Here is a 19,707-nt window from a genome sequence, read left to right as displayed (position 1 = left end):
AAGGGTGGAGACGTGGACGACGAACGACGGACCGCGACCCCGGCAGGACCGCCGCCCGGACCCCCCTCCGGCCCCCGCGACCCCGGCGACGCCTGGGCCCACGGCGAGGACGGCACGAAGGCCTGGGGCCGCTTCGGCGCCGCCGGCCTGCTCGTCGACGACGGACACGGCCGCGTCCTCCTGCAGCACCGCGTCGAGTGGAGCCACCACGGCGACACCTGGGGCATCCCCGGCGGGGCACGCCACCAGCACGAGGACCCCGTCACCGCCGCCCTCCGCGAGTCAGCCGAGGAAGCCGGTGTCCCCGACGACGCCGTGGACCTCCGTCACACCGCCGTCCTCGACCTCGGCTTCTGGACGTACACGACCGTCGTGGGGCGGGCCTCCCGACCATTCGAACCGGTGATGGCCGACCGCGAGAGCCTCGCCCTGTCCTGGGTGCCCGTCGCCGACGTCGAGTCCCTCGACCTGCACCCCGGGTTCGGCCAGTCCTGGGCCGCCCTCCGCGCCACGCTCGACCGCACCCCGCACGTCGTCGTCGACGCCGCCAACGTCGTCGGCAGCGTGCCGGACGGCTGGTGGAAGGACCGCGCCGGCGCCGCCGCCCGACTCGTCGAGCAGGTCCGCGCGCTCGCCGCAGTCGGCGTCCCCGCGTCCGTGCTCGACCTGCCGTCGACCGCCTGGTGGCCCCGGTGGACCGTCGTGCTCGAGGGGGAGGCCCGCAGTGCCACCACGGACCCGGCACCGTCCGCCCCGCGGCCCGGTCTCCCACCGGTGACGATCGAGCGGGCGGCGGCGTCCGGTGACGACGCGGTCGTCGCCGTGGTCGAGTCCGCCGTCGCAGCCGGCGACGCCCCCGTCGTCGTCGTGACCGCTGACCGTGAACTGCGGGACCGGGTACAGGCGCTGGGCGCCGCCGTGCGGGGCCCGGGCTGGCTGCGGGAGCTGCTGCCCGACTGAGTCCGGTCTGTCCGGCCTGCGCCTGCCGGAGTTGCTCGTGGCGCGCCGATCGGATGGTCGCCCGGCGACCCGCCCGAGGGCGGGCTCCGGCCACTACAGTGGCGAGCACGTCGACGACGACGCTCAGGAGGTTCCCCATGGAACGGATCACCAAGGCCGACGACCGGGTGCACCGGCCTGCCGGGCCGTGGACCCCCACCGTGCACCGCTTGCTGACACACCTGCACGAGCGGGGCTTCGTCGCGGCCCCCGCCCCGATCTCCCTCGGCGAGCAACTCGAGACCGTGACGTTCGTGCCGGGCGAGGCGGGCGAGTACCCCTGGACCGCCGACGTCGCGAGCGAGGCCGCCCTCGTCACCACCGCACGCCTGCTCCGGCAGCTCCACGACGCCGCCGCCTCGTTCCCGCGCGACGACACGACCGACGTGTGGTCGCAGGCCGGACGTCTGCCGGTCGAGACGATCGTGCACGGCGACTTCGCCCCGTACAACGTCGTCTACGACGGCATCGCGGCGGTCGGCGTGATCGACTTCGACACCGCGCACCCGGGCCCGCGCGTGTGGGACGTCGCGAGTGCCGTCTACCGGTTCGCCCCGTTCACCAGCAGCGCCGACGAGGGGGCACCCGTGCCCGAGTTCGCCGACCGGCTGACCCGCGCCGCCGAGTTCTGCCGCGCCTACGGCCTGGACACCCGCTCGCGGAGCGTGCTCGTCGAGACGATGACGGGGAGCCTGGTGTCCCTCGTCACGACCATCGAGACCGAGGCCGCCGCCGGCAACCCGAAGTTCGTCAGCGACCTGGCGCACGGCCACGCGGAGCTCTACCGCGCCGACGTCGCCTGGCTCGAGGAGCACACGGACGCGATCACGGCCGCCCTGGTCTGACGCGGTCGGTCCGAGCCGGGAACGGCGCCACCGCTCAGCGCCCGCCCAGCCCGCTCGCGGCGGACACCGACCCGGCGTCGGGTAGCGTTCCTCCGGCCATGACCGACAGCCCGGCCGACGCCACCCCGTACGAAGTCCTCGGCGTCCCCGCGACCGCCGACGACGAGACCCTGCGCCGCGCCTACCGCCGCGCGGCCCGCGAGAGCCACCCCGACCTGGGCGGCGACCCGCAGCGCTTCCGCCGGGTGCAGATCGCCTGGGAGCGGATCGGCACCCCCGCGGCTCGCCGCGCCTACGACACCGGTGCGGTCCACTCCGGCTCGTCCTCGCCGTCGTCGGCACCGTCCGGCTCGGCGGCCTGGAGGAGCGGATCCGGCCGTGACGACTACGCACCCCCGACAGCGCGTCGCGACTCCCGCCCGCGGGCCCGGTCCCACGGGCACCCCGGCGGCCGATCACGCGAGGTCTTCCTGGCCGCCGAACGCGAGTGGGTCGGACTCGGCGACCCGATCGAGGACCCCTACGACCCCGCCCTCGTCCGCTCGGCACCGCGGTCCGTCCGGCGGCTGCTCGGTGAGGCGCTGGCGGAAGAGGCGACCGCCGCGATCATCGCCGACATGGGCATCGGCGTCACGGTGTGGCACGACCTGGACGCCGGCACCGAGGGCAAGCTCGACCACGCCGTCCTGACCCCGACCGGGCTCTGGGCCGTCGAGTCGATCGACTGGGGTGGCCCGGTCGCGATCGAGCACGGTGAGGTCGTCGGTGAGACCCTCGAGCCCGGGGAGCGCCCGGTCAAGGAGCTCGTCCGCGCGGCCCGAGCCGTGCAGAAGCAGACCCGCGTGCGCTTCACCGGGCGGCTGCTCGTCGTGCCGGACTCCGCGGTGGACGAGGACGTCGAACTCATCGGAACGCCCCGGAAGCCGACGGCGCTCATCGTCCGACGGGGCGCACTCGTGCAGGTGCTCGCCGGCAACTGGTCGCCGGACGGCTCGGTCGACGTCTTCGCGATCCGGGACCGCCTGCAGCAGACCGTCCGCTTCGTCTGATCCGTCGGAGCACCTGGTCGTCGGCGCATCTGGCCGGTCGGGCCGGTCAGTACCCGCGGAGCTTCTCGAGGTCGCGGCGCTCCCGCTTGCTCGGCCGCCCGGCGCCCCGTTCGCGGATCGGGACGAAGCCGGCCTCCTCGCGGGGGAGGCGGGGCGGGGTGTTGTCCTCGAGGTGCTTCGCCGCCTCGGCCGCGCTCACCCGCTTGAGGATGATGCTCTTCACGACGACGATCCGGTCGAACCCGGCCTGCCGGACGCGGACCTCGTCGCCGGGTCCGACGGGCTGGGACGGCTTCGCCCGCTCGCCGTTGACCTTCACGTGGCCCGCCTTGCACGCCGTCGTCGCAGCGGACCGGGTCTTGGTGATCCGGACCGCCCAGATCCAGCTGTCCACCCGGGCCTTGTCCATCCGGCCACCCTAGCCGTGGCGGTCGAGCGGACCCCGGGCCGTAGCCTCGAGGCATGTCCGACGCCGACCTCGACCTCGACGGTGCACCGGCCGCCGCTCTGTCGCAGGCCGACATCGCCCGTGCCCGGGCCCTCGCCGCGCTGGACGCCGCAGCGCTCGGCGACCGGTTGGTCGTCCGCGCGCACGACGGGGACGGTGCCCGTGACGCCCTGGGCGAGCTGACGGGACGCACCACCGAGACGGTGACCATCGTCACCCGTCGCGGTCCGGTCACGGTCCGACGTACCGATGTCGTCGCCGCGAAGCCCGTCCCACCGCCACCACCGCCGCGCCCCCGCCGGACGACCGGGTGATCCGCGCCACCCCGGCGAGCCGCTGAGCGCAGGCCACGGGCGCGCACGTAGCCTCGCAGCATGCTCGTCCCCGACCCACCCGCCGCCGCTGCCGGGCAGACCGAGGACCGCACCGCCCGCGTCCGCTTCGTCCGTCCGACCGGCTGGCGCACCGAGGAGCCAGCCGGTGCCGACCTCCGCGTCCGGGGCGACGACGTCGTCCTCACCGTCCGCTCCCGCCCGAGCGACCGGGCGATCGGCGACGAGAACGCCTCGCTGCTCGAACGGCTGCCGGGCTCGGTCGACGGGCTGCTCCTCGTGGGCTGCGACGTCTGGACCACCGCCGGCGCGCCCGCGCGTCTGGTCGAGTACGTCCGCCCCGACGAGGAGGGTGACGTCGCCGGCGCGCACCTGCTCCTGGTCACGGGCCGCCACCGCGTCGACCTGACGGTCGAGCGGCCACTCGCACGGATGACCGCGACGGATGACACCGTCTTCGCCGTCCTCGACTCCGTCCGGGTCCTCGACCGGGTCACCGCCAGTGAGTCCCGCACCCTCGAGTCCCTGCCCGTCCTGCTCGCCGGCTCCACCCTCACCGGCCCGTCCCTCGGTGCCGAGGCCGTCTCGACCCTGCAGAACCTCGCCGGGCGGCGCTGGAACCCCGCCCTCCTCCGCACCGACGGCGGCCGCGAACTCGTCGCCGCCGACCTGGTCGGCCGATTCGGCACGGTCCCGCCCGAGACGGCGACCGTCCTCGCCCCCTGGGCCGAGGGGGTGCAGCCGACCACGCTGGACCAGCACGACGACGACGGGCGGGTGACGCGCCTCCAGGCCTGGTCCGGCACAGTCGTCGACACCGGAGCGGACGGCCGGTCCGTGGTCGCGTCCGTCCCACCGGAACGGGTGGTCGGACTGCTGGCCGGGAGGCTCGGCATCCGCCCGACGTGGACCTGGCCGTTCCGCACCGCGGTCCTGCCCGGCGACCTGCTCGACCGACGTCTGGCCGGTGGCCCGTCCGCCCCCGACCTGCCGCGCGCCGTCGCGTCGGCCGACCCGACCCTGGCCGCGTTCTGGTCGGCCCCGTGGACGGTGTCGGCGCTGCTGCGCCCGGGGCGACCCCGGCCGCTCGTCGTCGTCTCCGCGGCCGGGATCGGCTTCGCCCGCGTGGGACGGACCGAGGGCGGGACGACGGCGTTCACGGCCGAGGCGTCGGCGAACGTCCACCGGACCCTCGTCCGCGCGCTGCTCGGCTGACGGGCTCGTCCCGACCAGGCCGCACAGCACGATGCCCACACCGGGAGGCGCGGGCATCGTGCGGTGGGGACGAGGCGACGGCCTCGTGCCCTCAGGCGGCGGGGCCGGCCGTCAGGGTGACGGTCGCGGTCGTCGCGGTGCCGTCGCTCGTCGTGTAGCCGACCGAGACCCGGTCGCCGACGTCGTGCCCGCTGATGAGCTTCGTCAGCTGGTCCGAGCTCGTGACCGCGGTGCCGTCGACACTCGTGATCGTGTCGCCCGCAGCCAGGCCGGCGCTCGCGGCCCCGGAGCCCTCGACGGTGCCGGCGATCGGCACGCCGCTGGTCGTCCCGGTCGCGGTGCTGCTGATCTGCACACCGAGGAACGCCGGCAGGCCGATCGTGATCGTGCCCGAGGAGTCGCCCGCCAGGATCTTGTCCGCGATCGACTTCGCCGTGCTGATCGGGATCGCGAACCCGGTGACGTCGGCGGTCCCGGAGGACGCTGCGGTCGCCATGCCGACGACCTCGCCCTCACTGTCCAGGACCGGCCCGCCGGAGTCGCCTGAGACGACCTGTGCGGCGAGCTGCAGGAGCCCGGTCAGGGACTCGGTCCCGGTGCCCGACTCGCTCTGCACCTGGATGTCCTGGTCGGTGGCGGTCACGGTCCCCTCGGCGGCCACCAGGTCACCGGTGCCCTCGGCGTTGCCCACGTCGGTGATCGCGTCACCGGTCGAGGCGCCGCCGTCGTCGTCGAGGGTGACGGTGGACAGCCCGGAGGCGTCGCGCAACTTGAGGACCGCGACGTCGTTCGTCGCGTCCGCCCCGACGACGTCGGCGGTGTACTGCTCGCCGGTCGTCTCGTCGGTGACCCGGATCGACGTGGCGCCCTGGATGACGTGGTTGTTCGTCAGGACGGTGCCGTCTGAGGTCAGGACCATGCCGGTGCCGGCGGCCTGCTGGGACTGGTCGTAGCCGATCACGGTGTCGATCGTCACGACGCCCTTCTTCTGCGCGGCGGTCGCCGGGGTGGCTGCGGACTCGGACGTGCTGCCGGTGCTGCCGGTGCCGTCCGTGCCCGAGCCGTCGGTCCCCTGGCCGGGGACGGTGAAGCCGTTCGTGCCGCTGCCGTCACCCGGGGTCGTGCCGTTCTCCGGAGTCGTGGTGGTGCCCTGGGAGGAACTGCCCTGGGTCTGGCTGGACGTCGTCGTGGTGTGCACCGACGACAGCCCGAGCGCGGTGCCACCGGCAGCGCCGACGATCGCGAGCGCCGTGATGCCCGAGCCGATCACCAGTGCCAGCTTCCGGGAGCGCCGGTTCGTGCCGGGTGCCGTGCCGAACGCCCCGGTCCAGCCATGCGGCGCCACCGGGTCCGCTGCGCCGTGCTGCGCGCCCCCGTACTGCCCGGCGTACTGCCCGCCGTGCTGTTGCGTCCCACCCAGCGCCGGGCTGCCGACGAGGTACGGGCCACGGCCGTCGGGGGAGTAGGCGTACGGACCGGAGCCGTCGGGCCCGTACAGGTACGGACCGGAGCCGTCGAAGGCGAAGGCTGAGCGGAGGGCCGACCGGTCCGCGTGCGGCGGCTCCCACGACGCCGGCTGCTCCCACGACGCAGGCTGCTCCTGCTGCGGGGTGTGCTCCGGCTGCTGGACGTGCCCCGGCTCGCGACGCTCGTCGTCCGGGGTGGGGTTCGGGGTCTCGTTCATCGGTGCTCTCCGGTCGTTCCTCGCGGCCCCGTCGGCCGCCGATGGATGTCAGTACAGGCCTCGATCCCATGACGACCCCATGAACCGACCATGGTGCTGCCGAGCAGCTGCTCGACGGTTGCCAACAGTGGCACCGCGGCCCCGCGGACCCGCCGCGGGAGGGCCATCCGTTAGGCTCGCCTCACTTCCCATGCGATCCCGATCCGTCGCGCCTCCCGCGCCCGCTCCCGTGTCCCGGCTGGTGCTCGCCACCGTCCTCGCGGTCGTGGTGCTCGCGCTCGCCTGCGCGCTGAGCGTCGCCGTCGGGTCGCGTCCGATCCCGCTCGGTGTCGTCGTCGACACGCTCCTCCACCCGGGGCGACACGACGAGATCGGACTCATCGTGCTCGGCAACCGCGTGCCCCGAACCGTCGTCGGGCTGCTCGCCGGCGCTGCCCTCGGCGTCGCCGGGGCCGTCATGCAGGGGATCACCCGCAACCCGCTCGCCGACCCGAGCATCCTCGGCGTCAACGCCGGCGCCGCGCTCGCGGTCGTCGTCGGCATCGCGGTGTTCGGCATCAGCGGCACCGCCACCTACCTGCCCTTCGCGTTCGCCGGGGCTGCTCTGGCCGCACTGCTCGTGTACGGCATCGCGGCCGTCGCCCGCGGTGGGCTGACCCCGGTCGGGCTCGCCCTGTCCGGAGCCGTCACCGCCGCCGCGCTCTCGTCGGTCACGACCGCGGTGCTCGTCACCAACGCCAGCCTGCTCGACCAGCTCCGCTTCTGGCAGGTCGGGGCCCTCGCCGGCGGGGACCTCGGCACGGCCGGCGTCGTCGTGACGCCGGTCGTCGTGGGGCTCGTCATCGCCGTCGGTCTCGGACGCTCGCTCAACACCCTGGCGCTCGGTGACGAGCTCGCGGCGTCGCTCGGACAGCGCGTCGTGCTCGTCCGGGCTGTCGGCGCCGTCGTCACCGTGCTCCTCGCCGGTTCCGCGGTCGCCGCCGCCGGACCCATCGCCTTCGTCGGGCTCGCCGTGCCGCACGCCGTCCGCCGACTGTCCGGGCCCGACCACCGCTGGACGATCCTCCTGTCCGCCGTCGTCGCCCCCGCGCTCCTGCTCGTCGCCGACGTCATCGGCCGGGTCGTCGCGTACCCGGGGGAGCTGCAGGTCGGCATCGTCACCGCGCTCATCGGCGCCCCGGTCTTCATCGCACTCGTCCGGTCCCGGGCGGTGCGAGGACTGTGAGCGGCACCGTGGCGAACCGTCGGCGGGGCACGCTCCGCCGGGAGCTCGTCGTCCTCGTCGGCGCCGTGGCCGCGCTCGTCGTCCTCGTCCTGGTCGGACTCGGCGTCGGCGACATCCCGCTCTCGCCCGCGCAGGTCCTCGGCGCCCTCGTCGGGCACGGCGACACGATCTCGGACTTCGTGCTCGGGCAACTCCGTGGGCCGCGCGTCCTGGCGGCCGTCCTCGTCGGGGCCAGTCTCGGTGCGGCGGGGGCGATCGTGCAGAGCGTCGTCCGCAACCCGATCGCCAGCCCGGACATCATCGGCATCACCGCCGGGGCCAGCGCCTCCGGCCTCGTGGCGATCGTCCTGTTCGGTGCCTCCGGCGTGCTGCTCTTCGGTGTGGTGCTCGTCGGCGCGGTCGCCGTCGCGGTGCTCATCGCCGCGTTGGCCTGGCGGCGGGGGATCACCGGCAACCGCGTCGTCCTCGTCGGCGTCGGCGTCGGCGCGATGGCCATCAGCGTGACCGGCTGGTTGCTCACCAGTGGCAGCGTCCAGCAGGCCGGAACTGCGCTCCTGTGGCTCTCCGGCAGCCTCAACGCCGTCGACCGCACCGTCGTCGGCGCGCTCCTGGTCGGCTTCATCGTGCTCATGGCGCTCGCCCTCGTGCAGTCGCCGCGGCTCGCGGTGCTGACACTCGGGGACGACGTCGCGGCCTCCCTCGGACTCCGACCGGACCGGGCGAAGGTGCTGCTCCTGCTCACCGCGGTGCTCCTCACCGCCGGTGCCGTCGCCACCGCCGGACCGGTCTCGTTCGTCGCGCTGATGGCGGCACCCATCGCCCGGCGGCTCGTCGGCGGCGGGCGCATCGCCCTCGGCCCGGCCGCGGCCGTCGGTGCCGTCGTCACCCTCGGGTCCGACCTGGTGGCGCAGTTCGCGCTGCCGGGCGTGACCCTGCCGGTCGGTGTGGTCACCGGACTCGTCGGAGCGCCCTACCTGCTCTGGTTGCTCGCCCGCGGGCGCTGAAGCCCGCCCACCGCCGGGCGGGGGCGGGTGACCGACGTGCACCGCGCCTCCAGGTCGTCTCCAGGCGTCGGTCGGACTCGCCGCGCCACCCCCGGACGCGGGGTCGATGCGGGTCCGCGCGCAGGCTTGCGGGATCCCGCACGAGGTGCCCGGAACCCCCCGTCCGAGGGTCCGCACCTCGACAGCCGTCGCCGTACCGTCATCGGCGACCACCGGACTCCCGACAGCGCCCACACCCGACGGCTGCTGGTCCGGTACGAACGAAGGACAGCATGCCCGAACAGCTCGACGACGCCCCGATGCGCCGCCGCCAGTGGGGTGCCGAGCGGCGGACCCAGCCGCTCGACACGATCCACGCCCGCCCCTCCGACCGGAAGCTCGTCTCCGGCCGGGTCGCCATCATCCTGACGATCGCGTTCTGGCTGGCCTACGTCGTCTACACGGTGATCCGCCAGTTCCTGGACTCCGGCACCGAGAGCTTCCGGTTCACGACCGAGGCGATCTCGTACACCGTCGTCGTCACCTTCCTGACCTTCTCGGCCCTGATGCACCTGGTCGCCCGCCAGGGGGCACTCGAGCGTTTCGCCACCCACGTCCGCGTCCCGCGCGCCGAGCTCGACCGGCACTTCGCCGAGGGGCACGAGTCGCCGCTCACCGTCCTCGTGCCGAGCTACGCCGAGGAGCCCGAGGTCGTCGCGACCACGCTGTGGTCCGCCGCACTGCAGGAGTACCCGAACCTCCGCATCGTGCTGCTCGTCGACGACTCGCCGTTCCCGACCGACCCGGAGACCGCCGCGAAGCTCGAGCGCACCCGCGCCGTCGCCGACACCATCCAGAGGCAGCTCGCCGCGCCGTCCCGCCGGTTCCAGGAAGCCCTGCTCTCCGCCGAGGTCGAGGCCGCCAACGCCCCGCAGGCTTCCGTGGAGGCCGTGCGCACCCTGGTCGCGCACCACCGCTGGGCAGACGCCTGGCTCCGCCGCCACGCCCGCGAGCACGGCGTCGCCGACCACGTCGACCACTTCTTCACCGACCAGGTCCTCGTCGGCCTGGCGGACGAGTTCCGCCTGACGGCCGAGGCGCTCGACGCCGCGATCATCGACGCCGGGGACGCCGAGTCCACCGACGTCACCTCGGCCCGCGCGGTCGAGCTGCAGCGTCGCCTGGCCTGGACCTTCACCGCCGAGCTCACCACCTTCGAGCGGAAGCGCTCCGCGAACCTCTCGCACGAGGCGAACAAGGCGATGAACCTGAACTCGTACATCGGCCTGCTCGGCAGCGCCTACCGCCACGAGGAGACCGCGTCCGGCACCGTCCTGCGCACCGTCACCGACCCGGCCGACGCCGACCTGGTCGTGCCCGCGTCCGACTACGTGCTGACGCTCGACGCCGACTCGGTGCTGCTCCGCGACTACTGCCTCCGCCTGGTCCACTTCCTCGAGCAGCCGGAGAACGAGCGCGTCGCCGTCACCCAGACGCCGTACTCGTCCTTCCGCGGTGCCGCGACCCGCATCGAGCGCCTCGCCGGTGCGACGACCGACATCCAGCACATCCTGCACCAGGGCATGTCGAAGTACGGCGCCACCTTCTGGGTCGGCGCGAACGCGGTCATCCGCACCCGGGCGCTCCGCGACATCGAGGAGACCGAGACCGTCGGCGGCTTCGAGGTGAAGCGGTACGTGCAGGACCGCACCGTCATCGAGGACACCGAGTCGAGCGTCGACCTGGGCATGCACGGCTGGACCCTCGTCAACTACCCGGAGCGCCTGTCCTACAGCGCCACCCCGCCGGACTTCGGCTCCCTGATCGTGCAGCGGCGACGCTGGGCGAACGGCGGCCTGCTCATCCTGCCGAAGTACATCCGCCAGGTGCGCGAGCGCCGGGCCCGCGGTGAGCGCGTCAGCGTGGTCGAGATGGCGCTCCGCGTCAACTACATGGCGTCGATCGCCTGGGGGTCGCTCGGCCTCATCTTCCTGCTGGCGTACCCGTACGACTCCCGACTGCTCAGCCCGATGGTGCTGCTCGCCGCCCTGCCGTACTTCTGGCTCTTCGCGAGCGACCTGCGCTACTGCGGGTACAAGCGGACCGACATCCTGCGCATCTACGGGTTCAACCTGATCCTCATGCCGGTGAACGTCGCCGGTGTGCTGAAGAGCGTGCAGCAGGCCCTCACCGCGAAGAAGATCCCGTTCGCCCGCACGCCCAAGGTCCGCGACCGGACGGCATCACCCGCGCTGTACGTCCTGGCTCCGTACGCGATGGTCGCGTTCTCGGTGTTCACGTTCGTGCGGGACTTCGGCGCGCAGAACTGGGGCAACGCGGTGTTCGCCGCGTTCAACGCCCTGCTCGCGATGTACGCGATCGTCGCCTACATCGGCCTGTGGAACTCCGTCGTCGACGTCTTCATCTGGGCGACGAAGTGGATGTTCTACGACCCGTCCGCCCGCGCCGCACGCCGCGCCGCCCGGAAGGACGAGCGCGCCTCCGCGAAGGCGGTCCGTCGCGGTCTCGTCCCGGAGGCGGCACCCGCCACCGAAGACTGGCGCTCCGTGCTCTACTTCGGCCAGCGCGGCACCACCATCCCCGAGCACCTGGGGACCGACCACCTCGGGACCGGCACCGCCGGCACCCGGCATGGCCTCGCCGTGCAGCACGACGAGAAGACGGCGGCCTGACCATGAGCACCACACGACGACTCTCCCCGGTCCGGGTCGCCCTGGCCACCGTGGTCGCCCTCGCGGTCGCCGTCGGCGGGTACGCCGGCGTCGACCGGTGGCAGAGCGCCCAGGCATCCGAGACGGTGGAGCCCTGGTTCGCCGCCTACACGGACGTCACCGTCACCCCGACGTTCCCGTTCGAGGACGTCAAGTCCGCGAAGGGCCGCGACGTCATGCTGTCCTTCGTCGTCGCGGGCCACGACGAGGCCTGCACCCCGACCTGGGGCGCGGCCTACGGGCTCGAGGAAGCAGGGGACCAGCTCGACCTGGACCGCCGCATCGCTCGACTGGAGCAGCAGAAGGGCGCCGTCGGTGTCTCGTTCGGCGGTCTGGCCAACGACGAGCTCGCATCGACGTGCACGGACCAGCACAAGCTCGTGTCCGCCTACGGGAGCGTCGTCAAGCGGTACGACGTCTCCACAGTCGACTTCGACATCGAGAGCGACGACCTCACGAAGACGGCAGCCGGCAAGCGCCGGGCCCAGGCGGTCGCAGACCTGCAGGCGCAGCGTCGTCACGCCGGTCATCCGCTCGCCGTTTGGCTCACCCTGCCGGCAGCGCCCGGTGGCCTCACCGCCGACGGCACGAAGGCCGTCGCGCAGTTCCTCCACGCCGGGGTCGACCTGGCGGGCGTGAACGCGATGACGATGGACTACGGCGACGGCAAGGGCTCCAGCCAGAGCATGTACTCCGCGTCCGTCGAGACCCTGCAGCAGGTCCACCGCCAGCTCGGCATCCTCTACACCCGCGCCGGGACCCCGCTCGGCGACCGCACCCTCTGGCACAAGACCGGGGCGACGCCGATGATCGGGCAGAACGACGTGCCGGACGAGGCCGTCACGCTCGCCGACGCGACGAAGCTGAACGCCTGGGCACGGCAGCAGGGGCTCGGCCGGATGTCGATGTGGTCCCTCAACCGCGACACCACCTGCGGCTCGAACTACGTGAACCTGTCCACCGTGTCGAACTCGTGCTCGGGGGTCGACCAGGACGGCAAGCTGTTCGCCGACGTGCTCGGCAAGGGCTTCAGCGGCGGCATCGTCGCGGCGTCGGGCGACGTCACGAAGGCCGAGCCGTCCTCCACCACGCAGCCGTCCGACGACCCGTCGACCAGCCCCTACCCGGTGTGGGACAAGGAGTCGGCCTACCTCGAGGGCACGAAGACCGTCTGGCACCACAACGTCTACGAGGCCAAGTGGTGGACCTCCGGCGACCTGCCCGACGACGCCGTGCTCAGCTCGTACGAGACGCCGTGGCAGCTCGTCGGCCCGGTGCTGCCGGGTGAGAAGCCGGTCGCGCCCGTGAGCCTGCCGACCGGGACGTACCCGGCGTGGTCGGGCACCACGACCTACGACACCGGCGACCGGGTCCTGTTCGACGGCACGCCGTACCAGGCGAAGTGGTGGAACACCCGCGACAGCCCGGAGGCCTCGACCAGCGACCCCGACGGCTCGCCCTGGACCCGCCTCAAGGACTCCGAGGTCCAGGAGATCCTGCACGACGCGGGGTCCGGGAAGGTCGCCCGGGCAGGGTCCGCCGGTTGACGGACGGGAGGCTCCCCACCGGCCGGCGGGGAGCCTCCCGTGTCCCCTGGGGACGGGGCTCTCGCTGACGCGCTCGTTTCCGATACGCTGGGCGACCAAGAGGAGGAGGTCCACGATGCCAGATCCAGTGGTCCCGCAGCCGGGACGTCCGGAACAGCGGCTGGTCGACACCACGCTGACCTTCAGCATGGAGAACGCCGCGGCGCTCACGCCCGAGGCCGGAGTCACAGCGGAAGAACGCGACGCGATCTCGGCGCTGCCGTCGGGTTCGGCGTTGCTCGTCGTCCGTCGCGGCCCGAACGTCGGTGCGCGGTTCCTCCTCGACTCCGACGTCACGACGGCCGGCAGACACCCCGACGCGAGCATCTTCCTCGATGACGTGACGGTGTCGCGCAAGCACGCCGACTTCGTCCGTCGCGGGACGTCGTTCAGCGTGAAGGACCTCGGTTCCCTGAACGGGACGTACTTCGACGGTGTCCGCATCGACGAAGCACTGCTCGTCGACGGCTCCGAAGTCCAGGTCGGCAAGTTCCGGCTGACGTTCTACGCCTCCCGGGTCGACCTGGCGCGCCTGGCGAACGCGTAGTGGCACCCCGCTCCGCTGCGGCGCGGGCGGTGTCCCCGGCGCCGGACCTGCTCACGATCGGGCAGGTCCTCGCCCGCCTGAAGCCGGAGTTCCCCGACCTGTCGAGCTCCAAGCTGCGCTTCCTCGAGGAGCGCGAACTCGTCACGCCGGTGCGCACCCAGAGCGGCTACCGGAAGTTCTCGTCGACCGACGTCGACCGGCTGCGCATCGTGCTCGGGCTGCAGCGTGACCACTACCTGCCGCTCAAGGTCATCAAGGACTACCTGGCCGACCTCGACGCCGGACGCGAACCGACCCTCCCGGGTGGTGGCGACGTGCCGCGGCCGTCCATGCTCGGGCGCGAGCGCCGGTACTCCCGCGACGAACTGCAGCGTGCTGCCGGAGCGTCGCCGATGCTCGTGGGCGACGCGGTGTCCGCCTCGCTCATCCCGGCGTCCGACACCTACGGCGAGGACTCGGTCGGTGTGCTGAAGGCCCTCGTCGAGCTGCAGCGCTCCGGCATCGAGCCCCGGCACCTCCGCACCTTCCGCAGCACCGCTGAGCGCGAGGTCGGTCTCATCGAGTCCGCGCTCATGCCGGTGTCCCGTCGTGGTGACGCCACGTCCCGTGCGAAGGCGCTCGAACTCGCCCGGGAGATCGCCGGACACCTCGAGGTCATCCGCTCGTCACTCATCCGTGCGGCCATCGGTCGGCTCGACTCGTGAGCGGTCCGGGCGGGTCGGACCCTCGACGGCGGTCGGTGCCGGGGCATATCCTCGACACGCCGGACGCGCCGGTGCGGATGTCCCGCTTCCACGCCGCCCGACTCGCTACCGTGGACCTCGGAACAACTCTCAACCCGCTGTTGAAGCTTCGGGTGGGAGCTCGATCGTCGTGGAAGGCAAGCTGATGAGTGGGAACGATGTCCCCGGTACCCCGTCTGACATGACGCGGTACGACCTCGGGCTGCTCTTCACCGACGGCCTGCCCGAGCACGACGAGCAGAACGGCTACCGCGGCACCGTCGCTGCGAAGGCCGCTGGCATCAGCTACCGACAGCTCGACTACTGGGCCCGCACCGAACTCGTGCAGCCCACGATCCGCGGCGCTGCCGGCTCGGGGTCGCAGCGGCTCTACGGCTTCCGCGACATCCTCGTCCTCAAGCTCGTCAAGCGCCTGCTCGACACCGGGATCTCCCTGCAGCAGATCCGCACCGCCGTCAACCAGCTCCGCGAAGCCGGCGTGAGCGACCTGGCGCAGACGACCCTGATGTCCGACGGCGCCTCGGTGTACCTGTGCACCTCGGACGACGAGGTCATCGACCTGGTCTCTCGCGGACAGGGTGTCTTCGGCATCGCCGTGGGCAAGGTCCTGCGCGAGGTCGAGTCCTCCCTGGTGGAGCTCGACGCCACCCCGGCGGAGGACCCGAGCGACGAGCTCGCCGCCCGCCGGGCCACCCGCGCGTCCTGACCGTCCCGGCTGTCGTGTCGTGACCATCCCGGTTCCGACGCCCGCCTGACTGCCGCGCCCCGCCCCTCCCGTCCCGCGTGTGCTCGGCGAGGTCGCGTGTTCTGCCGCCTCCACGGCTGCGGGCCGACAGTTCGTGCGACGTCGGCAGCGGTCACGCGGCGTGTTGCGCGACCTCGGGAGGCGCGGAGGACCGCGTTGGTCCCGTCCGGTCGGCAGGTGAGCGCGGCCGACACCGGCCACCACCCCAGCACGTGGCACCGCCGGGGACCCCCGGGAACGACGAAGGGCCGCCCGGGGGCGACCCTCCGAGCGACGGACGAACGTCAGGCGATCGCGCCCGCGCCGTCCGCGTACGGCCCGATCTTGCCCGTGCGCATGATCCGCTCGAGCAGCTGGTCGAAGTTCCGTGCCATCTCCTGCGCGGACTCGCCCGGCCAGACGTGCAGGGGCTTCGCCGCACCCTGCGCCTGCTGGAGCGACGTGCGCTCCGGCAGCTGCGGCGAGAGCACGAGCGGCCCGAACATGTCGCGGAGCTCCTTGATGCGGAACTGGTGCTCGAGCGACTGCACCCGAGCGCGGTTCACGATGATGCCCAGGGGCTGGAGGCGCGGCGAGAGACCACGACGGATCTCCTCGATCGCGCGGAGGGCCCGGTCAGCGGCGGCGACGGAGAACAGTCCGGGCTCGGTGACGACGGAGACCCGGTCGGAAGCGGCCCACGCGGTGCGGGTCAGCGCGTTCAAGGACGGGGCGCAGTCGATGAGGACGAGGTCGTAGTCGGCCTCGACGTTCGCCAGCGCCTCCTCCAGCTTCCAGATGTCGCGGATCGACGGGTGTGGCCCGTCGAAGTTGATGGCCGAGGGCGACCCGACCATGACATCGATCTTGCCCTGGGAACCCTTCGTCCAGCCGGACGGCGCGATGGCCTGGCGGACGATCTTCTCCTTCGGGTTCTCGAGGACGTCGGCCACGTTGAGGTGACCGGTCAGGTCGATGTCGAGGCCCGTGGAGACGTCCGACTGGGGGTCGAGGTCCACCACGAGGGTGCGCAGACCCCTGGCGAACGCCGCTGACGTCAGGCCGAGCGTCACCGTCGTCTTGCCGACACCGCCCTTGAGGGAGCTCACGCTGAGTACATGCACGATGAGCAACGTTACCGCCAGTAAGGTTGTGAGACCTCAACCCGGGCTGAAAGGGACCTCGTGTTCACCAAGATCCTGGTCGCGAACCGTGGCGAGATCGCCATCCGGGCCTTCCGCGCAGCGTACGAGCTCGGTGCCCGGACCGTGGCGGTCTACCCGTACGAAGACCGCAACTCCCTGCACCGGTTGAAGGCCGACGAGGCCTACCTGATCGGCGAACGCGGCCACCCGGTCCGCGCGTACCTGGACGTCTCGGAGATCATCCGGGTGGCCCGCGAGTCAGGGGCGGACGCGATCTACCCGGGCTACGGGTTCCTGTCCGAGAACCCGGAGCTCGCCGCCGCGGCCGCCGCGGCCGGCATCACCTTCATCGGCCCGGGCGAGCACGTACTCGAGATGGCCGGCAACAAGGTGACCGCGAAGGAGCACGCCATCGCCGCGGGCGTCCCGGTGCTCGAGAGCACCCCGGCCAGTCGCGACGTCGACGAACTCGTCGCGGGCGCCGAAGCGATCGGGTTCCCGGTGTTCGCGAAGGCCGTCGCCGGTGGTGGTGGTCGTGGCATGCGCCGCGTCGAGACCGCCGCCGAGCTCCGGCCGGCGCTCGAAGAGGCCATGCGCGAAGCCGACAGTGCGTTCGGTGACCCGACGATGTTCCTCGAGATGGCGGTGCTGCGGCCGCGCCACATCGAGGTCCAGATCCTGGCGGACGCCACCGGCACCGACGCCGGCACGATCCACCTGTTCGAGCGGGACTGCTCGGTGCAGCGCCGCAACCAAAAGGTCGTCGAGATCGCCCCGGCGCCGAACCTCGACCCCGCCGTCGCCGCGGCACTGCACCGGGACGCCGTGGCCTTCGCCCGGTCGATCGGGTACGTCAACGCCGGCACGGTCGAGTTCCTGCTCGACACCGTGGGCGAGCGGGCCGGCCAGCACGTCTTCATCGAGATGAACCCGCGCATCCAGGTCGAGCACACCGTGACGGAAGAGGTCACCGACGTCGACCTCGTCCAGTCGCAGATGCGCATCGCCGCGGGGGAGACCCTCGCCGACCTCGGCCTGTCGCAGGACACGGTGTCGGTGCACGGTGCGGCGCTGCAGACGCGCATCACGACCGAGGACCCGACGCAGGGCTTCCGGCCCGACACCGGCCGCATCACCACCTACCGCAGCCCGGGCGGTGCCGGCGTCCGCCTGGACGGCGGCACGGTGGCCACGGGTGCCCAGATCAGCCCGCACTTCGACTCGATGCTCGCGAAGATGACGTGCCGCGGTCGGGACTTCCCGGCGGCAGTCGCCCGCGCGCGTCGTGCCCTCGCCGAGTTCCGGATCCGCGGCGTCAGCACGAACATCCCGTTCCTGCAGGCCGTCCTGGAGGACCCGGACTTCGCCCGAGGTGACGTCTCCACGGCGTTCATCGGCGAGCGTCCGCAGCTCTTCGACGGTCACGTGTCGAAGGACCGCGGCACGAAGGTGCTCAACTGGCTCGCGGACGTCACGGTGAACAAGCCGAACGGCTCGCCGGCCGCGCACGTGGTCGACCCGGCGCTGAAGCTGCCGGCCGCCGACCTCACCGCGCCGCTCCCCGAGGGGCAGCGCGACCTGCTGCTCCGCGTCGGACCGGCCGAGTGGGCTCGTTCGCTCCGCGCACAGACCGCCCTGGCCGTCACCGAGACCACGATGCGGGACGCGCACCAGTCGCTCCTCGCCACCCGGGTCCGCACGAAGGACCTCGTCGCGGTCGCCCCGTACGTCGCCCGGCTCACCCCGCAGCTGCTCAGCGTCGAGGCCTGGGGCGGAGCGACCTACGACGTCGCCCTCCGGTTCCTCGGCGAGGACCCGTGGGAACGCCTGACGTCGCTGCGCCAGGCGATGCCGAACATCCCGATCCAGATGCTGCTGCGCGGCCGCAACACGGTCGGCTACACGCCGTACCCGACCGAGGTGACGGACGCGTTCGTGGCCGAGGCCGCCGCCACCGGCGTCGACGTGTTCCGGGTCTTCGACGCACTGAACGACGTGAGTCAGCTGCGTCCCGCCCTGGAGGCCGTGCTCGCCACCGGCACGGCCGTCGCGGAAGCGGCGCTCTGCTACACCGGCGACCTCCTCGACCCGGCCGAGGACCTCTACACGCTCGACTACTACCTGCGGCTCGCTGAGCAGATGGTCGACGCCGGTGCGCACGTCATCGGGATCAAGGACATGGCGGGTCTCCTCCGCGCAGGGGCGGCCGAGAAGCTCGTCGCCGCGTTGCGGGAACGGTTCGACCAGCCAGTGCACGTGCACACCCACGACACCGCGGGCGGGCAGCTCGCGACGCTCCTCGCGGCCTCCCGTGCCGGCGCGGATGCGGTCGACGTCGCGGCGGCGCCGATGGCGGGCACGACCAGCCAGCCGAGCATGTCCGCCCTGGTGGCAGCGCTCGCGCACACCGAGCGGGACACCGGAATCGACCTCGGTGCGGTCGGCGACCTCGAGCCCTACTGGGAAGCGGTCCGCCGCGTCTACGCACCGTTCGAGTCCGGGCTCGCCGGGCCGACCGGCCGCGTCTACAAGCACGAGATCCCCGGCGGGCAGCTGTCGAACCTCCGCCAGCAGGCCATCGCGCTCGGGCTCGGCGACCGGTTCGAGCAGGTCGAGGACTGGTACGCCGAGGCGAACCGGATCCTCGGACGCCCGCCCAAGGTCACCCCGTCGTCGAAGGTCGTCGGCGACCTCGCCCTGCAGCTCGCCGCCGTCGACGCCGACCCGGCGGACTTCGAGCAGCACCCCGAGAAGTACGACGTGCCGGACTCCGTGATCGGGTTCATGGCGGGGGAGCTCGGCGACCTGCCCGGTGGCTGGCCGGAGCCGTTCCGCTCGAAGGTCCTGGCCGGCCGTGACGTCCGGATCGCCGTGACGCCGGTGCCGGAGCACGAGCGTGCCGCGCTCGACACCCCGGGGACCGTGCGGCAGCAGGCCCTGAACCGTCTGCTGTTCGAGCAGCCGACCCGGCAGTTCCAACAGGTCCGCGACGAGTTCGGCGACCTGTCGATCGTCCCCACCGTGGACTACCTCTACGGCCTCCGGGCAGGCGAGGAGCACGTCGTGCCGCTCGGCAGGGGCGTGAACCTGCTCGTCGGGCTCGAGGCGATCGGCGAGGTCGACGCGCGGGGCATCCGGACCGTCATGACGACCATGAACGGGCAGCTGCGGCCGGTGGCCGTGCGCGACCGCTCGGTCGTCGTCGAGACCAAGGCCGCCGAGAAGGCGGACCGGTCCGACCCGAAGCACGTCGCCGCCCCGTTCGCCGGGGTCGTGACGCTCAAGGTCGCCGTCGGTGACGTCGTCGAGGCCGGTCAGGCCGTGGCGAGCATCGAGGCGATGAAGATGGAAGCGGCCATCACGGCACCCGTCGCGGGGACCGTCGGCCGTCTCGCGATCCCGGTGACCCAGCAGGTGGACGCCGGCGACCTCCTGGTGGTGCTGCAGTAA

At 72.7% G+C, this 19,707-nt stretch carries 16 protein-coding genes; 13 read left to right on the top strand and 3 right to left on the bottom strand.

Annotation, left to right across the window (positions count from 1 at the left end; translation table 11 throughout):
- The first annotated feature begins 12 nt into the window (after positions 1–12).
- From DEJ25_RS12615 to DEJ25_RS12605, 3 genes are all read left to right on the top strand, one after another.
- Positions 13–960 (top strand): NUDIX domain-containing protein, encoded by a 948-nt coding sequence (locus DEJ25_RS12615; RefSeq protein WP_111044881.1) that lies wholly within the window; start codon positions 13–15, stop codon positions 958–960.
- Positions 961–1,097: 137 nt separating this feature from the next.
- The gene (locus DEJ25_RS12610; protein WP_110903071.1) at positions 1,098–1,844 is read left to right on the top strand and encodes a phosphotransferase enzyme family protein; all 747 of its coding nucleotides are present in this window, start codon (positions 1,098–1,100) and stop codon (positions 1,842–1,844) included.
- Positions 1,845–1,942: 98 nt separating this feature from the next.
- Positions 1,943–2,893, top strand: coding sequence for a DnaJ domain-containing protein (locus DEJ25_RS12605; protein WP_111044880.1), 951 nt, complete (start codon positions 1,943–1,945; stop codon positions 2,891–2,893).
- A 46-nt stretch (positions 2,894–2,939) separates the two neighbouring features.
- Here the strand turns inward: DEJ25_RS12605 and DEJ25_RS12600 are convergent, their stop codons facing one another.
- Complete coding sequence (locus DEJ25_RS12600) at positions 2,940–3,302, bottom strand: RNA-binding S4 domain-containing protein (protein WP_110903073.1); 363 nt, start codon at positions 3,300–3,302, stop codon at positions 2,940–2,942.
- A gap of 53 nt (positions 3,303–3,355) precedes the next feature.
- Here DEJ25_RS12600 and DEJ25_RS12595 point away from each other — a divergent pair, with 53 nt between their 5' ends.
- Together DEJ25_RS12595 and DEJ25_RS12590 are read left to right on the top strand one after the other, a co-directional pair.
- On the top strand, positions 3,356–3,655 hold the full coding sequence (locus DEJ25_RS12595; protein WP_258366495.1) for a hypothetical protein: 300 nt from the start codon (positions 3,356–3,358) through the stop codon (positions 3,653–3,655).
- 60 nt (positions 3,656–3,715) lie between these two features.
- Positions 3,716–4,888 (top strand): hypothetical protein, encoded by a 1,173-nt coding sequence (locus DEJ25_RS12590; protein ID WP_110903074.1) that lies wholly within the window; start codon positions 3,716–3,718, stop codon positions 4,886–4,888.
- A 91-nt stretch (positions 4,889–4,979) separates the two neighbouring features.
- Here DEJ25_RS12590 and DEJ25_RS12585 read toward each other — a convergent pair whose 3' ends face one another.
- Positions 4,980–6,572, bottom strand: coding sequence for a S1C family serine protease (locus tag DEJ25_RS12585; RefSeq protein WP_110903075.1), 1,593 nt, complete (start codon positions 6,570–6,572; stop codon positions 4,980–4,982).
- A gap of 190 nt (positions 6,573–6,762) precedes the next feature.
- Between DEJ25_RS12585 and DEJ25_RS12580 the strand changes: the two genes are divergently transcribed.
- The 7 genes from DEJ25_RS12580 to DEJ25_RS12550 all read left to right on the top strand — a co-directional run bounded on the left by DEJ25_RS12580 (position 6,763) and on the right by DEJ25_RS12550 (position 15,094).
- Entirely contained in the window at positions 6,763–7,797 is a 1,035-nt protein-coding gene (locus DEJ25_RS12580) for an iron ABC transporter permease (RefSeq protein ID WP_110903076.1), read from the top strand.
- Entirely contained in the window at positions 7,794–8,801 is a 1,008-nt protein-coding gene (locus tag DEJ25_RS12575; RefSeq protein ID WP_258366494.1) for an iron chelate uptake ABC transporter family permease subunit, read from the top strand. Before DEJ25_RS12580 ends, DEJ25_RS12575 begins: the two co-directional genes overlap by 4 nt.
- 272 nt (positions 8,802–9,073) lie before the next feature.
- Entirely contained in the window at positions 9,074–11,473 is a 2,400-nt protein-coding gene (locus DEJ25_RS12570; RefSeq protein WP_111044879.1) for a glycosyltransferase family 2 protein, read from the top strand.
- Between the two features lie 2 nt (positions 11,474–11,475).
- Positions 11,476–13,059 (top strand): chitinase, encoded by a 1,584-nt coding sequence (locus DEJ25_RS12565; RefSeq protein ID WP_111044878.1) that lies wholly within the window; start codon positions 11,476–11,478, stop codon positions 13,057–13,059.
- Positions 13,060–13,174: 115 nt separating this feature from the next.
- Entirely contained in the window at positions 13,175–13,645 is a 471-nt protein-coding gene (locus tag DEJ25_RS12560) for an FHA domain-containing protein (protein ID WP_110903079.1), read from the top strand.
- Complete coding sequence (locus DEJ25_RS12555; protein WP_110903080.1) at positions 13,645–14,349, top strand: MerR family transcriptional regulator; 705 nt, start codon at positions 13,645–13,647, stop codon at positions 14,347–14,349. The genes DEJ25_RS12560 and DEJ25_RS12555 overlap by 1 nt, the downstream gene beginning before the upstream one ends.
- 184 nt (positions 14,350–14,533) lie before the next feature.
- Positions 14,534–15,094 (top strand): MerR family transcriptional regulator, encoded by a 561-nt coding sequence (locus DEJ25_RS12550; RefSeq protein WP_110825505.1) that lies wholly within the window; start codon positions 14,534–14,536, stop codon positions 15,092–15,094.
- Between the two features lie 323 nt (positions 15,095–15,417).
- Here DEJ25_RS12550 and DEJ25_RS12545 read toward each other — a convergent pair whose 3' ends face one another.
- A complete protein-coding gene (locus DEJ25_RS12545) occupies positions 15,418–16,236 on the bottom strand; it encodes a ParA family protein (protein ID WP_110903195.1) in 819 nt (272 codons plus the stop codon).
- Positions 16,237–16,296: 60 nt separating this feature from the next.
- On the opposite strand from DEJ25_RS12545, the gene DEJ25_RS12540 reads away from it, so the two are divergent.
- On the top strand, positions 16,297–19,707 hold the full coding sequence (locus DEJ25_RS12540; RefSeq protein WP_111044877.1) for a pyruvate carboxylase: 3,411 nt from the start codon (positions 16,297–16,299) through the stop codon (positions 19,705–19,707).

Origin of the sequence: Curtobacterium sp. MCPF17_011 (assembly GCF_003234145.1) — a bacterium.
Taxonomy (GTDB): domain Bacteria; phylum Actinomycetota; class Actinomycetes; order Actinomycetales; family Microbacteriaceae; genus Curtobacterium.
The sequence above is the reverse complement of the archived record's forward strand: the minus strand, read 5'-3'. Positions and strand labels throughout refer to the sequence as shown.